16 protein-coding genes are annotated in these 26,384 nt (G+C 58.8%); 7 read left to right on the top strand and 9 right to left on the bottom strand.

Features of this window, described 5'->3' with window-relative positions; all coding sequences use genetic code 11:
- Positions 1-14: 14 nt before the first annotated feature.
- From Enr13x_RS05720 to Enr13x_RS05710, 3 genes are all read right to left on the bottom strand, one after another.
- Positions 15-3,710: an efflux RND transporter permease subunit gene (locus tag Enr13x_RS05720; RefSeq protein WP_145385125.1), complete on the bottom strand. Its 3,696-nt coding sequence runs from the start codon at positions 3,708-3,710 to the stop codon at positions 15-17.
- Entirely contained in the window at positions 3,697-5,031 is a 1,335-nt protein-coding gene (locus Enr13x_RS05715; protein ID WP_197455818.1) for an efflux RND transporter periplasmic adaptor subunit, read from the bottom strand. Before Enr13x_RS05715 ends, Enr13x_RS05720 begins: the two co-directional genes overlap by 14 nt.
- A gap of 75 nt (positions 5,032-5,106) precedes the next feature.
- Positions 5,107-5,565, bottom strand: coding sequence for a MarR family winged helix-turn-helix transcriptional regulator (locus Enr13x_RS05710; protein WP_145385124.1), 459 nt, complete (start codon positions 5,563-5,565; stop codon positions 5,107-5,109).
- A gap of 244 nt (positions 5,566-5,809) precedes the next feature.
- Here Enr13x_RS05710 and Enr13x_RS05705 point away from each other — a divergent pair, with 244 nt between their 5' ends.
- The 4 genes from Enr13x_RS05705 to Enr13x_RS05690 all read left to right on the top strand — a co-directional run bounded on the left by Enr13x_RS05705 (position 5,810) and on the right by Enr13x_RS05690 (position 10,712).
- Positions 5,810-6,910 (top strand): Gfo/Idh/MocA family protein, encoded by a 1,101-nt coding sequence (locus Enr13x_RS05705; protein WP_145385123.1) that lies wholly within the window; start codon positions 5,810-5,812, stop codon positions 6,908-6,910.
- A gap of 280 nt (positions 6,911-7,190) precedes the next feature.
- On the top strand, positions 7,191-7,529 hold the full coding sequence (locus Enr13x_RS05700; protein ID WP_145385122.1) for a hypothetical protein: 339 nt from the start codon (positions 7,191-7,193) through the stop codon (positions 7,527-7,529).
- A 14-nt stretch (positions 7,530-7,543) separates the two neighbouring features.
- Positions 7,544-8,701, top strand: a complete 1,158-nt coding sequence (locus Enr13x_RS05695; RefSeq protein WP_145385121.1) for a WD40 repeat domain-containing protein — start codon at positions 7,544-7,546, stop codon at positions 8,699-8,701.
- Positions 8,702-8,948: 247 nt separating this feature from the next.
- Positions 8,949-10,712 carry a hypothetical protein gene (locus tag Enr13x_RS05690; RefSeq protein ID WP_145385120.1) on the top strand — a complete coding sequence of 588 codons (1,764 nt, stop codon included), beginning with the start codon at positions 8,949-8,951 and terminating at the stop codon, positions 10,710-10,712.
- A gap of 49 nt (positions 10,713-10,761) precedes the next feature.
- On the opposite strand, the gene Enr13x_RS05685 is transcribed toward Enr13x_RS05690, so the two are convergent.
- The gene (locus Enr13x_RS05685; protein WP_145385119.1) at positions 10,762-12,303 is read right to left on the bottom strand and encodes a sulfatase; all 1,542 of its coding nucleotides are present in this window, start codon (positions 12,301-12,303) and stop codon (positions 10,762-10,764) included.
- A 140-nt stretch (positions 12,304-12,443) separates the two neighbouring features.
- Here Enr13x_RS05685 and Enr13x_RS05680 point away from each other — a divergent pair, with 140 nt between their 5' ends.
- Complete coding sequence (locus tag Enr13x_RS05680; RefSeq protein ID WP_231744115.1) at positions 12,444-13,727, top strand: sulfatase-like hydrolase/transferase; 1,284 nt, start codon at positions 12,444-12,446, stop codon at positions 13,725-13,727.
- Here Enr13x_RS05680 and Enr13x_RS05675 read toward each other — a convergent pair.
- From Enr13x_RS05675 to Enr13x_RS05665, 3 genes are all read right to left on the bottom strand, one after another.
- Positions 13,719-15,752, bottom strand: a complete 2,034-nt coding sequence (locus Enr13x_RS05675; protein WP_197455817.1) for a T3SS effector HopA1 family protein — start codon at positions 15,750-15,752, stop codon at positions 13,719-13,721. The two genes, Enr13x_RS05680 and Enr13x_RS05675, sit on opposite strands and share 9 nt — an antisense overlap.
- Before the next feature lie 7 nt (positions 15,753-15,759).
- Positions 15,760-15,990 (bottom strand): hypothetical protein, encoded by a 231-nt coding sequence (locus Enr13x_RS05670; protein ID WP_145385117.1) that lies wholly within the window; start codon positions 15,988-15,990, stop codon positions 15,760-15,762.
- Positions 15,991-16,068: 78 nt separating this feature from the next.
- The gene (locus tag Enr13x_RS05665; protein ID WP_145385116.1) at positions 16,069-18,201 is read right to left on the bottom strand and encodes a S53 family peptidase; all 2,133 of its coding nucleotides are present in this window, start codon (positions 18,199-18,201) and stop codon (positions 16,069-16,071) included.
- Positions 18,202-18,367: 166 nt separating this feature from the next.
- On the opposite strand from Enr13x_RS05665, the gene Enr13x_RS05660 reads away from it, so the two are divergent.
- Positions 18,368-19,873 carry an FAD-binding oxidoreductase gene (locus tag Enr13x_RS05660; RefSeq protein ID WP_197455816.1) on the top strand — a complete coding sequence of 502 codons (1,506 nt, stop codon included), beginning with the start codon at positions 18,368-18,370 and terminating at the stop codon, positions 19,871-19,873.
- 1 nt (position 19,874) lies between these two features.
- Here the strand turns inward: Enr13x_RS05660 and Enr13x_RS05655 are convergent, their stop codons facing one another.
- Entirely contained in the window at positions 19,875-20,897 is a 1,023-nt protein-coding gene (locus Enr13x_RS05655) for a methyltransferase (RefSeq protein WP_145385114.1), read from the bottom strand.
- Positions 20,898-21,015: 118 nt separating this feature from the next.
- Between Enr13x_RS05655 and Enr13x_RS05650 the strand changes: the two genes are divergently transcribed.
- Positions 21,016-22,938, top strand: a complete 1,923-nt coding sequence (locus Enr13x_RS05650; RefSeq protein ID WP_145385113.1) for a RiPP maturation radical SAM C-methyltransferase — start codon at positions 21,016-21,018, stop codon at positions 22,936-22,938.
- A 568-nt stretch (positions 22,939-23,506) separates the two neighbouring features.
- Here the strand turns inward: Enr13x_RS05650 and Enr13x_RS05645 are convergent.
- Positions 23,507-26,161, bottom strand: a complete 2,655-nt coding sequence (locus Enr13x_RS05645; protein ID WP_145385112.1) for a TonB-dependent receptor domain-containing protein — start codon at positions 26,159-26,161, stop codon at positions 23,507-23,509.
- Between the last annotated feature and the right edge of the window lie 223 nt (positions 26,162-26,384).

Genomic DNA, 26,384 nt, shown 5'->3' with positions numbered 1-26,384 from the left:
ATCAACGCGGGCGGCTATCGATCATCCTGTGAAGCCGGGGTCGATGATGCGGGCTGGTGAACGCGGTCGTCGGTCGGTCGATCACACGATGAATCAGCATCCTGCGTCGTCGGTTCCCCCGGCTGCACCAGTTGAACCGTTCGCCGCTGACTTGGCAACGCCGCCGACTGCGATGTCGTTCCCGCCCGGTTGCCAAACAACTGTCGCGTCAAACCGGCCTTGGCTTCCAACAGCAAGCTGAACAGTGTCGGCACCAACACCAGCGTGAAGATGGTGGACACCAACAAACCGCCGAGCACGACGCTCCCCAATCCGCGGTACAGTTCGCTGCCTGCACCGGGGAACAGAACCAACGGGAACAACCCCAGCACCGTGGTCAACGTCGTCATGAAGATCGGGCGAATCCGGGTCCGCACGCTCTCCAGAATCGCCCCCCGCGGCGACATGCCGTCCTCGCGCATATGATTGAGCGACTGGTGCACGATCAGAATCGGATTATTGACCACCGTACCGACCAGGATCACGAAACCGAGCATCGTCAAAATGTCCAGTTGTTGCGTCAACTGTCCGGTCATCGACAGATAGACATTCAACAGGTTCAGCCCCAGAATGCCCCCGACCGCCCCCAGCGGCACCGTCAAAATAATCACCAACGGGTACAGCCACGATTCGAACAATGCCGCCATCAGCAGGTACGTGATCAGGATCACCAACACAAACTGGCTGGTCAACACGCTGAGCAAGCTGTCAAGATTCCAGCCCGACCATTGGCCCAAGAACGTCGTCTGCATCTTGCTCAATTTGTCCGCCGTCCCGGCCAAATTGACTTGATAGCCGCCCCCGAGTTGGCCGCTTTCGGTCAGTGGATCGACGATCTCGCGTTTGATTTGTGCCATCGCATCTTCCAACGCGACTTCGGGTGGTGGAGAGACTTCGATCGTGATCGCGCGGACGCGTTCGCGGTGATTGACCTGTTCGGGGCCGCTGGCCAAATCGACGTCGGCGAGGGCCGCGAGCGGAATCAGCTGTCCACCCGGCGTCGCGATCGGCAACGCTTGAATCTCTTGCGTCGTGTCGGCGTATTCCAGTTCACCCACGATCGTCAGGTCAATCTTCTTTCCGTCCAGGTAATAATCGCCGGCATACGCACCGTCGATCAGACAGTTGGCCGAAAACCCGAGGTCACGACTGCTGACACCCATCTCGGCCGCCTGGACCAATTTGGGCGTGATGTGGATTTCCGGGCTGGACAAATCCAGGCTCGGAATCGGCCGTGCCTGAGCGGTCGGCATGATCTGTTTGACCTTGCCGATCGTTTGTCCCCCCAACGCGACCAACTTGATCAAGTCCGGTCCGGTGATCTCGATCTCGATCGTTCGGCCGGCGGTCAACCCTTGTTCGAACAGACTTGATTGTTTGGCGACGGCAAAGGTTCCCGGCATCGAAGCGCCGACCTGCTGCACCAGCGGAACGAGTTCACCGGCACGCTGTCCATCGTAGGCCCGAATGCCCATGAACACCTGCCGTCCACGGGCGACAAAGAAAAAGTCGCCGATGGCGGGAAAGTCCAAGGCGGCGGCTTCGGCGCTTTCGGGATCCACATCCCAGTAGGGGCGCAGTGCGGTTTCCACAGTCTTGCCGGCCGCGGTCAACTGATCCAGGTTGTATCCCGGCGGCGGCAACAGGATCCCGAACACCAGGTTGCGGTTTCCGGTCGGCAGATACTCGACCTTGGGCCAAAACGACCAACTGATTCCGAGTGCCATCAGGACCAACGCAGCGGCCACACCAAGCCGCCGCAACGTGCCGCGTTGGATCCAGTCGTTGAATCCGACCGTGCCGCGAACAAAGGTTTCGCCAAACGCATTGACCGGCCACAGAATGAATTGCGTGATGCGATTGGTGTTTTGCGGCGGCGGCGTCTGCCCCGACGGGGCGTCTCGATCGGGCTGGGATTGAAACAGCCGCGATGCCGCGGTCGGAATCACCGACATCGAGATCACCAACGACAGCGCGACCGCGGCGCTGATCGCCAGCGCGATATCGCGAAACAACTGCCCGGCTTCTTCCTGAACGAAGACGATGGGCAAGAACACGGCAATCGTCGTGATCGTCGAAGCGGCGATCGCGCCCCAGACCTCTTGGGTTCCCCGCACGGCGGCGGTGACCGCGGATTCGCCCGATTTAAAATGCCGGTACACGTTCTCCAGCACCACCACCGCGTTGTCGACCAACATGCCCACCGCGAACGCCAACCCGGCCAAGCTGATCACGTTCAACGATCGGCCCAGCACGCCCAGCACCAGGAACGAAGCGATGATACTGGTCGGGATCGCCAACGCGACCACCAACGCGCCGCGGGCGAACCAAAACCCGGCGACCAGAATGATCGCGATACAGATCAAAAAGAACAGTGGCGACAGATAGGCCGCCGCCAACGAGCTTGCGACGATCAGCGGGATCGTTACGATCGTCCGCACACCCAAGTGCAAAAACAGCATCAACACGATCATCGTCAACGCACCGCCGATGAAGATGTTTTGTTGCACCAACTCGATCGACGAATAAATGTACTCCGTTTCGTCGTAGACCTGAGTCAGCTGCAGCCCCCGCGGCTCCAAGATGTTTTCGTCGATGTCTTGATTGGCGGCGCGCAAACCCTCCATCACGTCCAACACGTTGGCATCGGTTTCGCGCAAACAGTTGATCGCGATGCTGGACTCGCCGAATCGCCGCACCAATCCGTCGGGCTTTTTGTAACCCAATTCAACTTTGGCGACATCGCGGACAAAGACGGGTGCCCCGGCCGTGACCGACAACAACTGTTGCTCGACCTGTTCGGGGCTGCGGAATTGGCCCATCGCGCGGACGACCCAACGCCGTTTGCCCTCCCAAAAATCTCCCGCCGACGTGTCTTTGTTTTGCCCCTGCAAGACGTTGCGGACATCGGCCAACGTCAATTGTCTGGCGGCCAGTTTTTCGGGATCGACGATCACCTGCAATTCGTCTTCCAAACCGCCGATCACGTTGGATTGGGAAACGCCGGGAACCCGTTCAAAACGGGCTTCGATTTCGTCTTCGGCAAACCGTCTCAGCTTGGTCACGTCCAGATCATCCGGCGGCAACAGTTCCTTAACCTCGGGGTGTTCCTGGGCCAACAACCGCAGCCGCAACATGACCAGCCCCACGTTGTGGGCGTGGCGTGCCGGCGCGAGTTTTTCGACCAGTTCGGGATGCCGGGCTTCAAATGCCTGGAACTGTTCGTCGGTCGGTCGACGCGTGCTCAAGATGAACCAGGCGATCGGCCGGTCGGAGGCATTGGCCGTCGTGATCACCGGTTCGTCGGAATCCTCGGGATACTCGGGCACCTGTTGCAGCCGGCTGTTGACCTTCAACAAGGCCTCCTCCATGTTGGTGCCGACCAAGAACTCGAGCGTGATGGTGCCTTTGGAATCCGCGCTCTCGGACGTCATCTTCGTGACACCTTCGACGCTCTTGAGCTGTTCCTCCTGCTCCATCGTGATCTCTTGCTCCACCTCCTGCGGGCTCGCTCCGGGCCAAGTGGTCTCGATGGTGATCGTGGGGATCTGGACTTCGGGCGTCAATTGCATCGGCATCCGCGTCAGTGCGACGACACCGAATAGGGAGACCAATAAAACGGCGACGCTGACTTTGACCGGATTTTTGACGAAGGCTTCAATCAGTGCCATGCTCGTTGCCTCTGTTTGATTCGTTCGGGGCGGGCTGAGATTGAGGCTCCACGACGCGTGAGATCACGACACGTTGTCCCGGCCGCAAACGTTCATTCCCTTCCACGACGACCCGCTGTCCCGCTTCGAGCGGCCCGATGGCTTGGATCAGATTCGGCATCGCGACGCCGACCTCGATCGGGACCGGACGCACGCTGCCGCCACCCTGATCGCCGCCGTCGACGACGTAGACCAGCGGTCGAGGGCCTCCCAAGACCAACGCGTTCTTGGGCACCATGATCGCACTCTGTTTCGGGCCGATCGGCAATTCGACGCGGGCATACATCCCCGCCTTGAGCAGCGGCCCGTCGTCGGTGATCGTGTTCTTGACGCGAATTTTGACGGGAAAGGTCCTGGACTTTGCATCGGCTTGCGGAATGACGGTGGTGATCTCGCCGGTGACGATTTCTCCCGGCAGCGCGGGCACATCGACGCGGACGGTCGTCCCCGGTTTGATGTGTGCGGCATGCTGCTCGACGACATAGGCGTAGACTTCGACTTCGTCCAACGCCACCACCTCCATCACCGGGTCGCCACTTTGTACCCACGTCCCTTCGTCGACGTGCTCGGCGACCACGTAACCGTCAAACCGCGACATGACGGTGTACTTTTTGATCCGGTCCTTGATGCGGTCCACCATCGCTTGCTGAAAAGCGACCTGTGCCCGCGCCTGGGCGATTCGCTCCGGACGCGGCCCTTCGACGATCAGATCGTGCGCCGCCTTGAGCTCCTGGTAGACCTGCTCGGACTGACTGGCCCGAGCCTTGACCTGTTCAAATTCTTCCGGCGATGCGGAATTCGATGTCCGCAATTGTTGCAAACGCGTCAGCTGCGCCCGGCCGAAATCCATGTCGGCCTTGGCTCCCAACATCTTGGCCTTGGCTTGTTCAATTTCGTTGCGCCGCGACCCTGCCTCCAGTTCGGCGAGTTCTTGATTTCGCAGATCCAATTCGGCTTCGGCGGCGGCGAGTTCCAATTCGATCGTCGCGGTCAGCAACTTGGCCAGTGGCGCGCCCTTGGCGACGCGTTCCCCTTCGTGAACGACCAATTCGACCACCCGTCCGTCCACGGCACTGCCCACGATGGCACGTTTGAGCGGCATCACGGTGGCCACAAACGCTTGGCCGGCAGAGACATCCATCTGCACCACGTCGGCGACGGCCACCGGCGCAGGCGGCGGCTGTTGGGCGTGCGCGTCGTGAACGCCGGCAGTCACCGCCATCAAGAATGGGGCGAGCAAGAACAGGGCGAGACGAAAGACACAAGAGGGTTTCATATTCATCAGCTCGGACAATTCGGATGCGTCATACAACAGGCAACATGCCGACGTCGACGGTGGCGGGGAAGGTGTCGTCGGCTATCGGTCGGACAGCTCCGCCGGCGGTTGCAGCAACAGATTTTCATGGACCCGGCCGAGCAGCTTCTTGAGCGTGGCTTGCTGTCGATCGGTCAATCCAGCGGTGGCCTGTGCGCGAATCCCTTTGGCACAGTCGACGATCTTGGCCCAAACCGGCTTCGATTTCGCCGTCGCGCCGATCAACTTGCGGCGACGATCGGCCGGGCAGGGGCGACGTCGGATCAATCCGTCGCGTTCCATCCGATCGAGAATGCGGACCAAGGTCGGCGGCTCGATCATCATTTTGCCGGCCAACTCGGCTTGCGAAAGCTCGCCCTCCAAGGCCAGCCAACCGAGCACTTGACTCTGGCGGAACGTGATCCCGTAGGGCACCAGGGCGTCGTTGAAGGCGCGGTGGTAACGCTGCGTCGTCACGGTCAGCCAGTAACCGATGCTCTCGTCAAAATCATAGTCCAACACGGGCCGAACTCCGGAGCCGAGACAATTCGTTAGCCTGCTAACTATTAGCGTTGCGGCACAATCGCCTGTCAAGTCTTTGCGCCCCGCTTTGGCGGTTTTCGCGAGGATCCGACCCAGCCCTGATTCCATCGTTGCCCAAGCCTTGAAACCCGAGCCTTGAAACCCGAACTGTGAACGGGATGATCGCGGTGAGCTACAATCCGGCCCCGAACGACACCCCTTTCGTCAACCAGGAGCGATGGTGATGAGCGACCGCATGAAAGTTGTTGGAATCAATTTTGATCATTTTCACATGGGGGATCTGTTGCGGATGGCGCACGAGCATCCGGAGGTGGAACTGGTGGGGATCTGTGATGAACATCCCGAACGGATGCGGGATGCGATCAACACGTTCCAGATTCCGCAGGACCGGGTGCACAGTGATCCGCAAACGTTGTTTGATGCGACCTCGGCTGACTTGGCGATCTTGTGTCCGGCGGCGTCCAAACATGGTGACTGGGTCGAACGGATCGCGCCGTTCGGCTGTGACCTGTTGGTCGAAAAGCCGTTCGCCGGATCACTGGCCGAAGCCGACAGGATGATCGCCGCCTGCCGGGCTGCCGACGTCCGCTTGGCGATCAATTGGCCCTTGGCCTGGGTCGCGTCTCACCGGATGGCCAAACGCTTGATCGACGAGGGACGCATCGGGCAGTGCATTGAGGTGCACTACTATGGCGGCAACCGCGGTCCGCTCTGGCACGTGGCCGACAAAGTCGAACGGACGGCCGAGCAGGTCGACCAAGCCAAACCGACCAGCTGGTTTTACAAGCAAAGTCACGGCGGGGGATCGTTGCTCGATTACCTCGGTTACGGAACAACGCTGGGAACCTGGTACATGGATGGGCGGCGACCGATCGAAGTCACCGCGATGGTCGATCGCCCCGCCGGATTGGAGGTCGACGAACACAGCGTCGTCGTGGCTCGCTATGAAACCGGGCTCTCCAAGTTCGAGACCCGTTGGGGCACCTTCACCGACCCCTGGACGCATCAACCGCAACCCAAGTGCGGCTTTGTCCTGGTCGGCACCGAAGGAACGATTTCCAGCTACGACTATGACACGTCGATGCGGGTACAGACACGTGATTGCCCGGCAGGCCAGTTGATTGAACCGGCCCCGTTGGCGGCACCGCTGCAAAATCCGATTCAATACATGGTGGACGTGATTCGAACGAACCGCCAAATCGACGGTCCGTTGTCCACCCGGATCAGCCGTATCGGCCAGCAGATCGTCGACTCCGCCGTGCTCAGCGCCCGAGAACAACGCACGGTTCCTTTGGTGGACACTTTGGAATCGGAGCCGATTTGAACGCGAAATCTTCATATCTGGCGAGATCGCAAGTTCGGCATCAGCCCACGACCCGCAACAGGAGAACGACGGCGTTTATTCCGCCGATCCCTGAAACGACCTGATTCACGCATTGTTTTGATCGGCGAACGCGTTTTAAATCGTTCTGAACGCAAACAAATCGATTGACCGTGGCGGCGTCAATTCTCAAACATAAGAGTAGACCGAAGCAATGGAATTACTCATGCCGAAACGTCGGCAGATTAGCCGACTGCCTGTGAAATCCGGTTCGTGGCCCCGAATGGTGACGTCGCTTTTTTGGCGATCGCTTGAATCCGGTCCCTTCTCACTGGGGGTCTGTTGCCTGTTAATCGCGTTTGTCTCGGTGCACGACGCGGCATTGATCGTCACGAATCATGAAGTGATCTATGAGATGGAACAGAACCCAATCGGGGTCTGGCTGCTCGATCTGCAAGACGGCCAGGTGTGGTTGTTTGTGACGGTCAAGTTGATCTGCACGGCGCTCGTTTGCGCCGTGCTGATCACGCTGTACAAACACCAGCGGCGAATGGCGATGACCGTTGCCGCAAGCCTGGTTTGTTTTCAGCTCTCCCTGCTCTGTTATTTATCGGTTGCCTGAGCGTGTTAAAACTGATGCGATTTCAGAGACTGTGGACGAGCTGGAAACAGGTGATCGACTTCTTCGCGCTGTGGGGTCTGCTGCTCGGCGGCGTCCTCGTGCTCGCCGGCGCCGAAGCGGTCGTGATTTGGGGGACCGGTTTTCGCTATCAACCCGTCACCGAAACTCGCTCGGTGTGGTTCGAGGACCTGTCATTCAACCGATCGACCGGCATGGCCGCGGTCGTTGTCCGTTCTAAACTGAACGCACAGACCGAGGGGATCAAGTCGGATATCGTCTTGGTGAACCTCAAAACGCACGAAGCCATTTCGCTTGACGCGCATCATCTGCAACCGCTCACGGTGGCGCTCTCCCCCGACGCATCAACGATCGCTGTGGTTGGTGCCGATGGCGCCGTTCGGTTGATGACCGGCGTGACGCCGATGGCCGATGCCAAGATGATGGCGGAAATCAAAACCATCGACGGTGCAACGTTTCACGATCCGATCCAACTGCGGTTTTCACCCGACGGCGAAAAACTGGCGGCCATCAACGACGATCACGTCTGGGTTTGGAGCTTGTCCGAAAACCGCTTGCTTCATCAGCACCAACATTATCGCTCGCGGGAGGTCGGAACCCAAAAGGCACTGGCCTTCTCCGCCGACTCCCGGCGCATCATTTCGGGAAACGTCGACGGAGGCATTTCGATTCGAGATCTCCAGTCGGGAAACATCTTGAAACGGATCGCATCGAACGAACGATCGATTTTTGACGCCGAGTACTTTGAACCAGGCCGATTGCTGGTGGTCATGAACAATGGCGCGCCGCACGAAATTTCACTCTACCCCGTTGATTCCGGGCCCGGCAATGCCGACGCACGCCGCTGGACCTGCAAAGCATCGGCGCCGATTGTGGCGATCGGCGAGCGGGGCGACTGGGCGGCAATTGCCTCGCACCGCCACGGAAAGCACTTGATCGGCGTCCTTGATCTCCAGAGGGGAACCGAACAATGCGTTCTGCCCGGGCACACCGCCCCGATCATGGGACTCGCGACCAGCGGCACAACCCTGTATTCCTGGGACTCCTCTGGCACCATCATCGAATGGGACATGGCTGCAAAGACGCGGACACGCTCGTTCTCGATGCTCGAATGGATGCTAAATCCGGTCGAAAACGTCTCGGCAATTCAGTAGCCCCGCAGGTCAGTAACCCGGCGCCCGCGGGCCGTCGATTGACTCGGGATCTGCTGATTCAATGGTGAGCCGCTGGCCGTGAGGCCTCGGGCGGGCGCTGGAATGCCCGGCCGTTTACGTGGCCGCGACTCACTCAATCGACAGCCCGCCCCCTCGATGGGCACTAACCGCTGCGCGGTCACCGGATGAGACTCCGTTGGATTACAATCGTCATCCAATGACTTCGTCTATCAAGAGGAGATTGGAGATGGCGCAGAAGGATCGTAGCGAAAGGAAATGTCTGATCAACGGACGGACAAGCGGTTGCCACACGCAATCATCGGAACGGTCCCTCGCAGCGAGACCGCGACCGACACGACGACGTCGGTTGGTCGGCGAAACATTGGAACCGCGACATCTGCTTGCAACCCTGGCCGACGCACCTGGCGGCGCCGCCGTGCCGAGTCCGGAATTCGCACCGGCCTGCGACGCAGCGCCGATCAACGCCAGCCAAATCGCAGCGACAGCGAACGCGACGACTCCACTGGTGGAATACTTTTTGACCGCGCGGGATTTCGAGGACCAATTGCTTCCCGTGGTCAACGGCGAAGTCGAAGTGGGCGTCGGGATCGAGAATTCATTTTTCCTGGAAGTCGCCTACTCGGACCTGCGCACCTTCGGCGATGACTTGGGAGCCTTTGGCGTTCACGTGAATCTGGATGTCAGCCAACCCGGGTTGCTGCAACCTGTCCTCCGCGAAACCCAACGCATCATTTTCGGCGAAGAGATCTACAGCGCTTCTTCGGGCTCTGCCGCATTCACGATGGAAGGAGCTTCGCAAACCTACGTCGCCGACTTTGCGGACATTTCCAACGAACCGTTTGCAGAAGTCAAAGCGGCTCTCAATTTTCTGGGGTATCAACCGTCGCAGTACGAGGTGATCGGGCTGCCGTCGAGCGATTTGTTGATCGAAGTTCGATTCGTCGACCCCGCCTTTGCGAACATCGACCTGCCCAACTTGATCGTCACCAGTAACTTCGACGTCACGGTCCCGACGTCCGTTGACGAATTCAGCCCCCTGCTGGCCGACGGCGTCACGCCCAACCCTGACGCGTTACGTTTTAATCTGGACACCCGCAGCCGGACATTCAACAACAATCAACGCTTCTTCTACCTGCTCAATCGCGGCACCATTGACATGGCGTCGGGGTTCATCGACGTCGGCGGAACGGGATTGATTCCGGCCGCGGGCGGCGGGGTTCGTGGGCTGACCCAAGACGGACAGTTCATCGAACCGTTTGACGTCTTTCGCCTGGAAGTTTTCCTGACCGAACCGCTCCGTTCACCGCTGATCATCAACACAACGCCCAGCGCAGGATTCGAACCGCTGCTGCTCTTTGGCGAGAACCAGGTGGTTCCTGCAGAAGCCGTCTTGGTGGACGCCGATGCCAGTGTCACGTTGGTGACGGCCGAGCCGACGGTTCAACAGATCGTCATCAATGAGGGTGCAAGCAGTCGATCGCAGGTCACCTCCGTCACCGTGACCTTTGGCGAAACGCTGCAAACGGAACCCTTGCAATCCGCCTTCACGCTCGTCAACACTTCGACGTCCACTCCCGTCGGTCTGATTGATGTGGCAGCCAGCTTGAATGACGGGATGACCACCGTCACGCTGACGTTTGACGGCGAGAGCACCGTCAACCGGAACGGAATCGGGGCACAGGGGAATTCGCTGGCCGACGGAAATTACCGGCTTCACATCGACGCATCCGACATCCGCTCGGTGCGCGGCTTCGAAATGTTCCGCGACGTTGTTTTCGGCGAACAAGCCGTCGATGGCCTGTTCCGTCTCTACGGCGATAGCGATGGAGACCGTGATGTCGATGGCCAGGACTACGGCCGCTTCGGATTGACTTTTTTAGCGACCGCTGGCCAAGCCCGCTTCAACGCTCAACTCGATTCCGACGGCGACGGCGATGTCGACGGCCAAGACTATGGCAGGTTCGGATTGAATTTCCTAAAACGAATCTGATCCACTCTCTCCAGCAAGTACTTTGTCAACGTTCTACGATGGGACAGCTTCACTCGCGGATCGGAGCGGCCTTGCGGAGCTTGCCATTTCGATTGACTCCCGTTTCCTCGTTGGGGTCGAATAGCGGGTTTCTCATTGGCCTCTGAGCCCCGACCGAGTTTTTCCAGGCAACCAGTTTGGCATGGAGTTGTTGTGCCAGTTCCTGTCGCTCATTGACCAGGTTATGATTCTCGCCGAGATCGTTTTCGAGGTCGTAGAGTTCCAACGGCTGCTGCCCGAATACTTCGATCAGTTTCCAGTTCCCCGAGCGGATCGCGCTGTAGGGTTGAGCGCCCATCGAATGGTAATGGGGATAATGCCAATACAGATCTTCGCGAACGGAAGGGGCCGACGGATCTTTCAGGTAGGGCAATAGCGAAAAGCCGTCTTGCACCCTTGCGGCCTGATTCGGCAATTCGATCTCAAGCACGTCACAGATCGTCGGCAGAATATCCATCGTGATGGCCGGTCGATGGCAAAGCGCGCCGGCAACTCCCTCCCGCGGCAATCGTATGATGAGTGGGACGCGAACGCCGCCTTCATAGATACCGCCCTTGCCTTGACGCAGCGGGGCATTGTCCGTTGCCACCGGCTTGAGCCCGCCATTGTCGCTGGTGAAGATGACCAACGTGTCCTCCCACAGGTGGTGTGCTTGCAGCTTCTCGACGACCCGTCCGACGGCTTCATCGACGCTTTCAACCATCGCCGCGTATCGAACGTTAGAATGCCTTCGCTGCGGATCCTTCTTGAGCTTCGCTTCGTATTTCTTCACCAGGTCGGGTCGCCCCATCAGCGGCGTGTGGACGTTGTAAAACGACAAATTCATGAAGAACGGCTTGTCCCGGGCCGCGAATTGATCGATCAGACGCTCCGCTTCCGCGGCCAGTCGATCGGTCAAATATTCGCCTTCTCGTTCCTGATCCGAAAGGTCGCCTCGGGGCAGCGTGGCGAAAATCGTGTTGTCCTTCTTTTTGTCTTTGCTGCGGCCTTTTCCGTAGGGCCAGAAATAACTCGGGGGCGCCCCTTTTTCACAGCCACCGATATTGATGTCGAATCCGTGTGCTTGCGGATAAAAATCAGGATCCGCACTATCCTCTCGCCCCGTGACGTATCCGTCGCGATGTGCAAGGTGCCACTTTCCCAGGTGCACACTGGTGTAACCATGTGGCTTCAGTATCTCGGGCAGAGTGAGATGCCGTTTCTCCAAGACCTGAGTCCACTGCGGAATGGTCATCGGCGTGTTGACAAAGGGGTGACCGGGAATGAAATCCGTCACGTGCAGACGGGCGGGTGACTGGCCTGTCATCAGTGCGGCACGGCTCGGAGAACAAACGGTGCAGGCAGAATAACCGTTGGTGAATCGGACTCCGTTTTCGGCAAGCGCATCGATGTTCGGCGTTTCGTAGAAATCGCTACCGGTGCAACCGAGATCGGTCCATCCCATGTCGTCGACGAAAAACACCACCACATTTTTCGGTGCGGCTTCCGCGGAAACGGGGACCAGAAACGCAGCGACGAAGAACAGAAGGCACGCTCGGCGTGTGGGTTTCATGATGATGTCCTTTGAACGGCAATCGATTGGCAGTACGATCGGAAAGCTGAAACGAAAAACGCCGCGTAGTATAATCGACTCGTCCGCGTCGCGACTTCCCCGCCAATGCCAAGCCTGCCGCTCGAAATAGGGTTTTTGAATTGAATGTCTTCGCTCATGCGTTTTGTATCGCACTTGCCGTCCTCGTCACGTTGTCCTGCACGGGGAACACGAACGCATCGCCGCCCCCTCCCAACATCCTGCTGCTCCTTGCCGATGATCTCGGCTACGAAGCGCTCGGCTGCTACGGCGGCAAAGATTTCAACACGCCGCACCTTGACCGACTTGCCGCACAGGGGATGCGTTTCAGCCGCGCGTACACCAGTCCCGTCTGCACTCCGTCGCGGATGAGCCTCTACACAGGCAGGTACGTGTCGCGCCACGGTTATTTTGATGTGCTGCCGGTTCATCAAGGCACGAAGAAGGCCGTCGATTTCCGCCGACGCTGGACAACGTCTCCGCAACGGCTGCGAAACGCCGGTTACCTGACGTCCGTGACCGGCAAGTGGCAATTGGCGGCATTGGAATTTCATCCCGAGCACTGTCGCGATGCCGGTTTCAAGTCATGGTGCGTTTGGCAGATCTGGCGTCAAGGAGCCAAAACGACCCGCTACTGGAACCCGTGTTTCAATCACGACGGACGCGTTCGTGAAGACATCGCCGACCGTTTCGGCCCCGACGTGTTGGCCGATTACGTGATCGACCAGATGCGTACGGCGGTCCAGGCAAAACGTCCGTTCTACATTCATCACAACATGCTGCTGCCGCACTGGCCGATCATCGAAACTCCCGACGACAAGGCCGGTGGCACGCAAGCATCACTGGGCGGCATGGTCGCCTACATGGACAAAATTTGCGGCCGCATCCTGGACGAGGTCGACCGGTTGGGAATTGCGGAAAACACGATCGTGATCTTCATGGGTGACAACGGCACCGACTCGAAGACGCCGCGCAGCACGGTTGCCGGCAACGTCCATGGCGGAAAAACGGATCTCAACGACGCTGGCACCCACGTTCCGTTGATCGTCCGGCAGCCGGGAAAGATCGAGGCCGGGGCGGTGGCCGACGACCTGATCGACATGGCCGACTTGTTTCCGACCCTGTGCGAACTCGCCGGCGTTGAAGTTCCCGCAGATAGTACGCTGGACGGAGTGTCCTTTGCGAGTCGACTCCATCGCGGACAGCCCTCGCCGCGCCGTTGGGTGACCAGCGGTATTCGCGGCACCGTCAGCCTGTTCGACGGCCAATGGCGAGTGACCGCCGGCTCCCAACGCATCCTCGACGCCCGCGACCTTCCCCGCGAGACGAACGTGGAAACCGCACCCAGTGATGCCGCCGACCCCATTTCACGACTGCGCGCCGCTGCCGCGTCGATTTCAAAGTAAACTCAGACCGAAAAGCCCCCCCGGGTGAAACCACTCCGCGGATCCGGGTCGCAGGTGTGCATGATCCAGATCGATACCAGCGCGACGAAAATGTTTTTCGATGTGGTCCAACACCTTGGGGCCGTGTAAATCATTCGTTTGATTAGCGAGAAGCAACGCCTCGGCCAGCAGCCGGCTGACTTTTTGGCCAAAGCTTTGACCGTCGCCGGGATCTTCCGCGATCCCGATTCCGGGACGGATCGCTTTGGTGAACAGCGGGATCCCCGGCGAAAGGCGAACCGCGGAGCGATCGACCAGATCTTCGACGCAGCGCATCACCAAATCGACGTCGCGCTTTTCAACAAACAACACCAACGCATCGCGTCGGCCGAACAACCGGGAATGATTCATGCATTTGATGCAGAACGGAACGCACGAGCGATTGAGACAGAGCGTCAGTGCTTTCATGACGTCGAACACCGAATGCTGATCGCAATGGAAATAGAACCGAACATGGTCCGCGTCCTCGCGATCATTCGGCAACGTTTCACTCAGCGCGAAATAATAGTACGGCAGACAGGTGCGGTCTTCGCGGTTGATCCGCATCACATCCAACCGCTGCATCGTCCATCCATGTAAGCCCGACCGGACCGGCGACCATCCCGGCTCCAACGCTCCGCGGGTCTGATTGGCCCTCGAGAGTCGCTCGACGAACCACGGGTCAGGCACCAAATCGGCTGGGACGACATACGGTGCTTCGTCTGGGTCGCGGCAATAGGCGGAAAAGTAAACCACCAGCGTCAAGGCATCGATCAGTTTCTCGCGCGGCGTTGCCGGGGAACCATTAAACTTCAAGTCACACGCCTGATCGACGTGATGGACCTTTCCAGAAAAAACGAACGTGGAGTCCGAAATGATCTCAAGACGCTTCGCGATCGTCAACAATTGATCGCGCAAGGAATCCGGGGCCACTTCATCATGACTCTGTGATCGGGCCGTTGACCTGTGAAGCACAGGTCTGGCAGAAGGCTGGCACAGCATCTTGCGACTCGTTTCGATCAACCGGATCGAAAAGACCCCGGGGGTGCTTGAATGGAAATCGTGTTCCAAGGCGGTCTGAATCAATCGTGACGCACAGAAGCGATTGACCCGATCGACAAAGCCGGTGTCACACGGGACACGACTGTGTTGTGAATACGATTCAAAAAAACAGTCGGCTGCTTCGCGTCGATCGATTGCGTGGTCGGATGCCGGCGCGAGTGATCTCTGGATCGAATCTGCGATGTACGATTGCAGTACGCCGGCGATATCCCAGGCGGGATCTCCCGATGCGGCGAGTTCCCAATCGACAATCGTGACGCGGGATTCCGAATCTGGTTTCACCATCACGTTGTCCCACTTCAGATCACCATGGATGATCGAGGTGTCGCACCAGAGACTTTGATTGCGCTGCAACTCCTTGAACAATGGGGTGTCTTGTTGAACCATCCGGATGATTGCAGCGAAGGCGGATCCGGCTTGAGCCGCATAGCCCTCGGGAGCCTGCAGACGAATCGCAACCGGCAGGCTCGCGCGCAGACTCCTTCGTTGTTCGTCATTGGCCGGATCGCGTCCGCCGTTGTGGAACTGGGCGACTGTCTTGCCCAAGGTCGCTGACCAAGCAAGCCATCGTTGCGCACGGGTCTCGATCGGCAGCGTCGCGGACCAGTCAAGCAACGTTATCCCGTCGATGTACTCCAGGATCAACACATGGCACGACCGATCGAAGTCGACCAACCGTGGAACGCATTCCCGTTGTGACGACCAGCCGTAGTGCCGATGAAACGAATCGAGGATGGACGCTTCGATCTCTTGGTCGGCGATCAGGGTTGGGTCGAGCGAACGAATCTGCTTGACGAACAACCCCGATCCATCTTTGTTTCGAACGAGAAAGTTGCGATTTCGCCCGACCGTTGGTGAGATGACGTCAACCGCTTCGAACCCGTCGTGTTCTTCCAGATGCCCCCGGCTGTGCAGGTACGCCGGAAGGGTGGAGGGCGAAAGCAACAAGCGATCACCAAACGGTCATCGGGTGCGGGCCCGGTTGCTGCTGCATGTAGGGGTTTTGCCCCGGATATTGATAGCCCATGGGCGCTCCCTGCATCTGCCCGGGTCCGCCTCCGGTCCCTTGCTGCGGTGCCCCGGCGGCAATTGCCGCACATTGGGCGGCCATGGCGGCGTGATGAGCGGCCATCGCGGCGTGTTGCGCCGCATGTAACGCCGCCTGGGCTCGTTCGTCGGTCATAACTCACTCTCTCGAATTAATGGAAGGAAATGGAAACCGATCAAAAACAGTTTCGATCAACCATGAGGCCGCTGTATTCTAGTTCGGCCATCGCCACCTTGGGGGGGAGAGTGGAGAAATTGCAAATTGAGCAAAGTGGGCTGCTTGCTGGGCGAGACGGGCAGATTGCTGGGCTTGTCCGGCGATATCGATTGTGTCCTCGGGGGGATCCTTTGGATGACGATCCGGCCGCTTGGCCATCTCTCTTTTCACTCCCTCGAACAACGCTCGGCCGACGGGAACGCCATGACCGGTGCAGGCATCCCAACCGATGCCGGATTTAAAATAACCGTTGCTGCCTTCGGTGATGTCGCGGAATGCGTCTGTGCCGGCCAGACGATACAAGATCGGATGAATGAATCCGACGCGTCGTCCCAGACCTTGATTGATTCTCGCAATCAACGCCGCCCAAAGCGGCGCCGCGGCGCTCGTGCCGCCGCTGTAGTCCCACCTGCCGCCAAGCAGCGTGTGGTAACCACTGGCCAGCGACGCATTGGCAGCAACATCGGGCAAGCCTCGACCATCAAAGTCGCTGTGCTGACTGGGCATCGCGGGAAGCTTGAGATCGCGTTGATAGTCGGGGCGTTCGAATTTTCGACTGCGACCACCGGCGGTGGCAAGACGGCATTGGTCCAGATCATTCCAGGCGCATTCACTGACAATTTTGCCATCGGCTGTTTCGATCTCCGTCCCCCCACAAGCCAGCACGTACGGTGAACTGGCGGGGAAGTTGACGTGGGGGCTGGTCGGCCGTGTTCGGATCACGTCAAAGTCACGCGACGCGGAACCGGCATCACCCGATGCCGCACAGATTGAGATCCCCATCAACGAAGCCCGCGCAAACAGTGCATTGGCCAACTGCATGGTGCGAGACGCCAAGGTGGCTTCTGCCGAACCATAGCTGATCGAAACCACGGACGGACGATTTCGTGAATGCAGCGCATGGGTCAACGCCGTCAGATAGGGTTGCCTGGCGTTCGGGTGCAAGCGAAAGACGACCAGTTTCGCCCCCGGAGCAATGCTACCGGCGACCTGCAGATCGAGCGTCAATTCGAGATCGTTGGCGTACTCCGCAATTTGTTGATCGCTCCAAGTCTTGTCCGGCGGGCCAGGTGGAGACGCGACGCGTGGGTACTGGGGCCCGATCGGCTCGACAATGATCTCCGGAGGCTTGATGCCCTGGACCCGAAAGTACGTGTCCATGTCGGAGGGATGGAATTGTCCGCCCAGCGAGATGATCCCGATCGTCTCGCCGGATCCATCAAGCGTTTCGGGGAAGTCATACAACCGCGCGATCTTGGACGGAAAACTGATCTGATAACCCGGCGGAATCGGTTCGTCGTTTGACCTGCGTGGTGGAGAATAGTCGGGGCCGAAGTTGTCAGAACCGGATTGTTTCTCCGAACGGTATCGCGGAGACGCTTCGGCGCAGACCATCGGGGCATCGTCGCCTTCCTCGGCCCCCCTCCACGCCGTGTCGGAATCAACGTCCGTACTTCGGCTCGCGACCGGCGGAACGTCCTGCGATTCGCCCCACGCCAACGCCTCGGAGCGAACGATTGCCGACGGCGCGTCCTCGGGTTCGGGCCACGCCGCTGGCAGTGCTTCCGGCGGCAGGTCCGGCTCCTCGAGTTCGACCTCCTTGATGTTCTCTTCGATGCGAATTCGCCCAAGGGTTCCAAAACTGTCCAGCCCACCGACAGCCTCGATGATCCCTTCCAACGCACCGGGGACGTACACTTCGTCGTGATGCCCGAAAAATTTTCCGCGGCGACAATCGAACCGCTTCAACGTGACATGAAAGGCCTGGCTGCATTGCTCGACCGTGCCCTGGCCATGAACCACACAGCGTCCGGCATTGGGTTCGATCGAATCAAAACCGACGCTTTCACAAAAGCCCACCACGGCATCGATGTCTTCGTCGCTGGCTCCGAATTGCTCTTCAAACTGCTCCAACGACAGCACTTCGTCGGCGAACGTTTCAGCGCGGTCCTCGCTCAACGATGGTGCATCCGTTCGTGGGCGGACATACAGGGTGATCACCAGGCAGCGACTCGGGTCGGCGTCACCCAATTCTCGCACGTCCTGCGGCATCGGCACGGCGCTTCCTTCCAGCGGCACCGGATCCGATTCGGAGAAAGTCGAATTTGGACGCTCGTCGTCGGTGGTCACAATGAATGTCCTCGTCTTGGAGGTGAGACGCTGATGAAGGCGACGTGAAAACCAATTCCGCAAGACCGTCCGCCGTGGGGAACGATTTGACGCACTATAGTAGAGCGAGACTCTGAATACGAACGTTTTACCGAGCACGCCAACGCTTCCAGAAAGGTTTTCCAGCGTGAACGAATCCACCGATGCTGCTGTCGCTGCCTGGCGCGAGGCACTGGGACAGCAGAACGTCGTGACGTCGGCCGAATCGCTCGACCGGGCATCCACCGCCACGTTTCCGACCAACGCGTCGGTTGTTGCGATTCTTCGCCCGGACAATCATGCCGAAGTTCAATCGTCGTTGCGGATCGCAAACCGATTTGAGCTGCCGGTCTACCCCACCAGTCGCGGTTGCAATTGGGGACTCGGCTCCTCTGTCCCCACTCGCGATGCCGTGCTCTTGGATCTGTCCCGGATGAACCGGATCGTTGACTTCGATCCGCGGTTGGGATTCCTGGTGGTCGAACCCGGCGTGACGTTCCAACAGGCAAGTGAATTCCTGCGTGATCAGAAATCAACCTTCTTCCTGCCCGTGCCCGGCGGCCCGCCCCAAGGAAGTCTGATCGGGAACATCGCCGAGCGGGGAGAAGCCGCCGGACCCTATGGCCAGCGAGCCGACTTCGTTGCCAACTTCCAAGCGGTGCTTCCCAACGGGGACTGCATTCACACCGGTTTCGGACGCTTTCCCAACGCCAGTGCAACACACCTTCATCGCCACGGCGTCGGCCCCAACCTGGAAGGGCTGTTCACGCAATCGAACCTGGGCGTGATCACTCAACTGACCGTTTGGTTGACGCCCTATCCCCAGGTTCTCAAACCCTTCATGGCACGCATCGGACGACGGGAGGAACTGAACCAGGCCGTCGACACCGCTCGCGAATTGCTGCTCCATCGCGTCGTCGAAACCAACGGAATCGGCTTGTGGAACAGCCATAAAATGGCGTCGACGATGGGTGGCTATCCGTGGCAGGCCATGGACGGACAAACCCCCGTGGACATCGAGAGGTTCCCGAGTGAACCCTGGCTGATCGGCGGCGCGATTTATGCCGCCAGCGGTGAAATCGCCGATGCGAACGCGGCGTTTCTGCAACACAGGCTCAAACCGCTGACATCCGATTGGCAATGGGGAGATTCGGACGACTCGCAGAACGTCTATCTGGGCGTGCCCACCGAACACAACATTCGTGCGGCGTACTGGCGAAAAAAAGGAGGCTTGCCGCCGAGCATCAACCCGGATCGTGACCGTTGCGGTTTGATCTGGATGTGCTTTGCCATCCCACTGGTCGGCCAAGACCTGGTCGATGTCGTCAACGCCGTGGACCCCGTCGTCTTGGGACATGGATTTGAACCCAATGTCGGAATCAACTGCGTCAACGGACGATGCGCCCACTTGTACCTGTCCATCATTTACGATCGAGAAATCGCGGGCGAAGATGAACGTGCGGTCGCTTGCCACGACAAGGTGATGACGCTGCTGCGCGAGCTGGGGCATTTCCCCTATCGCTTGACGCTCTTGTCCATGGATTCCCTGCCCCCGCCCGGCGATGACCATGACCGCTACCTGAGGTCGATCAAGCGGGCGTTCGACCCCAAATCAATTCTCGCCCCGGGACGCTACGACGCGATTCAAGACTAAATCACGTCGACGTCGAATCGGTTTTGCGAGAAATCAATAGCGACCCCAAGATCTCGGGATCTTGTTCGTCGCGAAATTGCACGTGACGAGGCGGCTGGAATCCGGCGTTGACCAACAGTCCCGTCGTTTGAGGCACCGAGTAGGCATCGCCTTCGTTCCACATGTGGAATGCGACCAGCGATCCCAACGCCGGTTGCGTGCGGCCACCGTCGGTGAACAGGTCACGAACCACCAAGCGTCCGTCCACACCGAGCGCCGTGTGGCACGCAGAAAAAATTCTTTGCACGGTCCGTTCGTCGAACAAATGGATCGTGTGGGACAGCAAGATCACGTCATAGGGTCCGCCGTAAGATCCATCGGTGACCGAACCGGGCCGCAACCGGATTCGATCGGCCAGCCGAGCGTCGCTGATGTTCTGATGGGCGAAGTGCAACGCATCGTCCAGATCCAAAATCGTTGCGTTCACATGCGGGTATCGATTGCATGCCGCGATCGCATACAGCCCGGGCCCGCCGCCCAAATCGAGCAGCGTCTGATCTCGATCCAGTTGCATGGCTTGGGCAATTCGGTCGGCCGACAGATGGGCCATTCGATCCATGGCCGCCATGTAGTGGCGCCATTGGTCCGGCGTGGTCGCCGGTCGCACAGGCCCACCAATCCGCAAATGGTTCAATAGCAATGAAATCGGTTTGCTTTCGAATTGATCGGTGAAAAAATCGACAAATTCCCCGAAGGATTGAGCATTTCTCCCGATTAAGCTGTGACGTGCGATCTCAGTCAACTCGTAACCGTCGCCGCTGCGACCGACCAATTCCATCGTCTCCAAGGTGGCGAGCAGCTTTCGCAGCCCGGTCACGTGCACGCCGAGCGTGTTTGACAATTCGGTCACCTCACACGTCCTGTCAGCCAGTGCGGCAAACAGTCCCAACCGGTGAGCGATCGCCAAGCTTCGTGCACGCATCTGACCGGCAAGCAGGTCTTCGATGTAGCGGCTTGGCGAAGGGGACTTGTCAACCATCATCATTCCGGCGTGATGAAAAAGGATCGCGTGACTGGCCAACGGCAACGTAGAATCATAGGTCCTCCAGCGACGTTTCCGTGGCTATTTACAAAACTTCCGCCCTCCTTTCGAGATTCGGTGCATGTTGAATCCTCGCGTCGTGCTGGTGTCGATGCCGTGGCACAGCACCAACATGCCGTCGATTCAATTGGGGATCAACCAGGCGCTGCTGTCGGCCCACGGCATCGAGACGACGAGTTGCTCGTTTTATCTGGAATGGTCGCGGTTCCTCGCCCAGCGTGTCTTTCATCCTGAAGAAGTACTGGCCGGAATCGAGTCGGTCAGTGACACGTTTCACGGTGTCGGTTTAGGCGAATGGATCTTTGGCGTTCCGCCACTGTTTCCCCCCGACGCGCGGTTGGACGCCGAGTACTATCGTTTTCTTGTCCAGAAACGCATCCCGGCACGCGTCATCGACAGCGCTTTTGCCGTGCGGAATTGGGTGCCGGAATTTCTGAGTCAATGCGTCTCAGAGATTCTGGAACACTCGCCGGATGTCGTGGGCTTCACCACGATGTTCAGCCAGAACATCGCGTCTCTCGTTTTGGCCAAACAACTCAAGCTGCAAGACAGCGATTTGAAAGTTGTCTTGGGAGGGGCCAATTGCCAGGGCGAGATGGGCGCGGCGCTGTTTCGACGCTTTCCCTTCATCGATGCCGTCGTCCGAGGCGAATCGGAAGGCGTTTTCCCCGAACTGATCAAACAATGGCAATCCGGCAACAGCCCATCGGAGCTGCCGGGAATCTGCCTGCGGGAAGCGGATGCCCAGCGGATCAACCCCGCCGCTTCGATCGCGTCCTTCACCATGGCCGATGTGCCTGGGCCGGACTACGACGAATACTTTCAGCGACTGAGCCGACACCCGCTCCGTCCGGTCATCGACCCCCAGATTCAGTTGCCGGTCGAATCGTCGCGTGGATGTTGGTGGGGCGAAAAATCCCACTGCACCTTTTGCGGGCTCAACGGCGCCACGATGTCCTTTCGATCCAAGCCGGCGGAGCAATTCCATGACCAGCTGATGGATCTATCGCAGCGTTATCGTCGCCTGCGATTCTTCTCCGTCGACAATATCTTGGACATGAACTACCACCGTGAATTGCTGCCACGGCTGGCGGAGTCGCCGATCGATTTCCAATTATTCTTCGAAGTCAAAGCGAACCTCCGCAAGTCACAACTGCGGTTGATGCGTGACGCGGGAATCCGAACCATTCAACCGGGAATCGAAAGCTTCAGCACTCCCATTTTGAAACTGATCCGCAAGGGAACGACGGCACTGCAAAACATCCGGCTGCTGAAGTACGCTGCCGAACTGGGAGTCGACGTGGTTTGGAATGTGATCTACGGATTCCCGAACGAACCGATCGCCGAATACGAATCGATGGCCGCCGCCGCACCCTCGCTTGTGCATTTGCAGCCGCCGCGTCTGGTGCGATTGGTGATTGATCGCTACAGCCCTTATCATGCGGACCCAAGTGCGCACGGTCTGCGAATCATCGGCCCGGCGGAGTTCTACGCGTACATCTATCGTGAGCGGGCGAGCGACGTGTCCGATCTTGCGTATCATTTCGAAGCCGTTCATGCGGACGGCCGTGATCCCGATCAATACACGCATTCGTTGAAGGCTGCGATCGAAAATTGGAACCACCGATATGCGAGGCGTCCTGATCGATTGACCTATCAACTCGGCCCCGGATTCGTTCGGATCCACGACCATCGCTTCGAACGACCATCGGAAATCATCTTGGAGGGAATCGAGGCGGCCGTCTATCAGGCCATCCAGCACGGCGGCAACGCCGAATCGGTGCGTCGACAGCTTCATGAACACCACGACTTGCACGTTCCCGCATCACAACTGCGGGATGTGCTGGAACGATTCAAGGATCAGTCACTCGCCTTTGAGGACGACAATCGATTCCTCGCGTTGGCCGTCAACGTTCATGACAAGGGCGACGACCAAACCGATGCCAACCCAGCCCAGCAACCGCTTCCTGTCTACGCGGAGTAGGGCATGCTGTGCATGCCAGCTGCGTAGTGGTCCGTCTATCGTTAAATGTCACCCATGGCTCAAGACTTGTTCCCAGGCTCCGCCCTACGCCTGGGCTGCGCAGAATGACCGCTATTTCATGCATTGTGGCGGATGAGACTTTCGTCGTTCTTGTTCCGTGGTGGATCAAGGATCACTCGGCTTGGTTCGCCAAAGGCGATCAACAACATAGCCTGGGGTGAGACCGGATGAGCCCCAGCGAATCCGGGCGTAACCCCAGGTCCACGATCCATCGTAAACCCTCCCCGTTTCGATCGGCCGGCGGCAGAGCCGCCGGCCGATCGAAACGGGGAGAGAGCGGGTTTGGCATTCTTTCCCTGGGGTGGCGGTCACTCCGCTGCGCTCGTTCCCTGACCCCAGGCTATGTTGTTGATGCCCGTTGGGCAAATGCTGCGGAACGGTTTCCGCCTAAGATTGTCCGTCAGGCACAGCCTGACCTACACCGCAGCTCAAGTGGGACAGGCTTCCAGCCTATCATTCCGGCATCGACGCGTCTGGATGCCTATTCGACTGATTCGCCGCCCATTTCCTAGTACCTGAACTCCGTCGCGAGATAGAAGTTTGCCCCGGGTTGGTTCACGCTGCCAAACGAGGCTGCCGTGCTCGGTGGGGCCCCTGGCAGGAATGTCAATTCTCGTCCGGCCGGATCGAGATGGCTCCGGTACTGGTTGTCCCCAAAGTTTTCCACCCCCGCGTGGACCGTGACCGCGTCGGTCGGTCGCCAGTAGCCACGCAGGTCAAAAATGCTGTAGCCGGGGGTTCGCACCTCGCCGAGCGAGTTGGCGACGAGATCTTGACCGGCGACGAACAACGCGGAGACTTCGAGGCCCCACGGAGAATGCTGGTCGCAGCCGTTGTTCAGGCGCAGACCGACGCGGGCTTGCAAGGGCAGCATGTTCGGCAACGCTTCACTTTCGGTGCCGGCCAACAAACTGCGCAATTCAGACCCCGGAGGATCAAAGCCACTAGGCGCCGGATTCGACGTCCGCGTCCGATCACGGCCTTGGGTATAGCTGGCCGTGACAAACCCGTTGGTTCGCTTGGTCAAATCCATTTCTCCTTCGTAGTCAAACCCGACCAGCGTGGCCAGATCCGTGTTGACGGTTTGAAAGGCATAGAAATCAGGCGACAGAGCATCGTAGGTGATGTAATTCTCGATCCAAGCGGCAAACCCACTGACCCGGGCGCGATACCAGCCTTTGTCGGTCGCCAAGGACGCATTGATCTGGTAACGGCGTTCCGGCTCCAGGTTGGGATTGCCGAACAAGATGGAGAACGTTTGCTGGGGGAAGATCGTGGAAATGTGCTGGAACGAATACAGTTCCGTCATGGTCGGTGCACGCATGCCATAACCGAACCCGATGCCGGTGGTCCACTCGGAATTGAGCTGGTAGTCGGCGTCCACATAAAGCGATCCCAGCCCGAAAGAACGATCAAAGTCTCCCAGCAATAAATCGTCCAATTCCGCCTGCACGCCCGGAAACGTCAGGACATTGCCGGTGCCGGGGTCGATCACGTTGACGGGATCACCGTTGGGGTTGTAAACGAACGGAAATTCTCCGTTGGGCCCGTTTAGAATTAACGGGCCTGTCAATCCGCCGACCTGATCGACGACGGTCTTGGCATTCGTCTCGACCACGTCGACACGGCCGCCGACACTGACGGTCAATCGATCCGTCACACGGCGAATCCGTTCCATGAACAACCCCGGGTTCGCCCAATACGCTTCGGGAACGGGGCCGTTCACCTCCGCTGAGGCGTCATTGCCGTTGATAAACGGTGGAGACAGAAGCGGCAGTTCCGAAAACTGATTGACTTCCTGCGTCAGATAGCGAAGGTCACTGCCCACGGTGGTGACACTGTCATCGGAAACCCAATCGCCCGAGAGCGAGTATCCGGTGGACATGTTGCGGGCGTTGGATCGGATCATCCCAATGTTGGTCCCGAGAAACGGAATCGCCTCTCGCTTGGCCTGGGAATTGGCGTTTCCGTTCAAACTGGTTTCGTTGTACCAGGTATTGAACGTCAAGACATCGAAGATCCCCGAATCCTCCACCACGTAGTTGGCGTCGATCCCGTGAGTCCGCAGGTGGTCGATGTCCAACAGTTGTGTCGGCACCTCGACGTCGTTGAGTTCCAACCAGATGTAGCTTATTTCCAGGTGCCGATACGGTGTCAGGTCACAACCGAACGCGACGTCGACGTCCTGTGATTGATAGCTGGAAAGGTATTCGTCGCCGTTTCCGTCGTGGTAATCGCTCCCCGAACGCTTGCCGTAGCCGATGCGAAACCCATAGTCTTGATTGCCGCCCCAAACGGACTGACGTCCGTACCATTGTTCGCCATTGCTCTTGTATTCAGCCGTCGAACTGCCGTGCGATTCGAATCCGTTCTCATAGCGTGGCGACTGCATCACTTGAAAGTCGATGAAATCAAATCCGGGGCCGTATCGAGCCGCAAACGGCCCCTTGATGATGATCACGTCCTCCAGAATGCGTGAATCAATCTTATTCAACACCGTGTCCAAGTCTTGACGGGCGGGAAACCAATACGATCCCGATGCGATCAGTTGACCGACCGTGCTGCCGTGCACCTTGGTGTCGGTGATGATCGGTGAACGACTTTTGGCTTGGACACCGGGCGCCGTGATCGACTTGCCAAGCAGGTTGCCCGCGTCCGTGGAGACACGGAATTTGGCTTCGGACCCGAACACCACGTCCGATCGCGAACGCGAGTAGCGGCGTCGACGTGAGGAGAGCAAACTGGTGTCACGCGACGCAAGAATCGTGTCGGCAAATTCCCTCGCCTGAGGCGTCAGCCGGATCGGACTTTCAAAGGTCTGGGGCGCCGGCACCAACGGAGTCGTCTGGTCGACTTGAAACAGGACCTGGTCAACCGCCGGGTCCCCATCTTCGACGGACTTTTGCGAAGGCGCGGAGAATGCTGCAGCGATCCCGGACTCCTTCCCATCCGCTCGATGCAACCCGGCGTCGCTCTCAACATCAGCGTCGCCCAACTCGCCCACGATCACGTCGACGAGTTCTCCGTGCGGTTCTTGGGGCGTGACCGGACGCGGCGATCCGGCCACCGCGGTGGTGCCTGCAATGGCCCCGCCAAAGGTGACGGGCAACAGCAGCAAACCTGAGGCAATCCAATTGCGGCAGAAAATACGTTGTCTCGGCATCAGGTTTCTTCGAGATAAGTCGGCAGGTCGTGCGTCGTCTTCGCGCTCCAACCACTACCTGCCGCGCACGGTGGTAACGGTTACGACGCTTGTCCCTCATCTTCGGCCTGGGGAACAACAAATGCGACTCTTTCCCGTGCAGTCGCTTTTAACGTGCTAGCTTGCCTGGATTCTCAGTTGCTAGCAATCTTTAGAAGTGAGGTAAGCTTCCAGCTTGCCGTCT

The sequence above is a fragment of the Stieleria neptunia genome, assembly GCF_007754155.1.
Taxonomy (GTDB): Bacteria; Planctomycetota; Planctomycetia; order Pirellulales; family Pirellulaceae; genus Stieleria; species Stieleria neptunia.
Note: the sequence above shows the minus strand (reverse complement) of the source record. Positions and strands in the feature narration are given on the sequence as shown.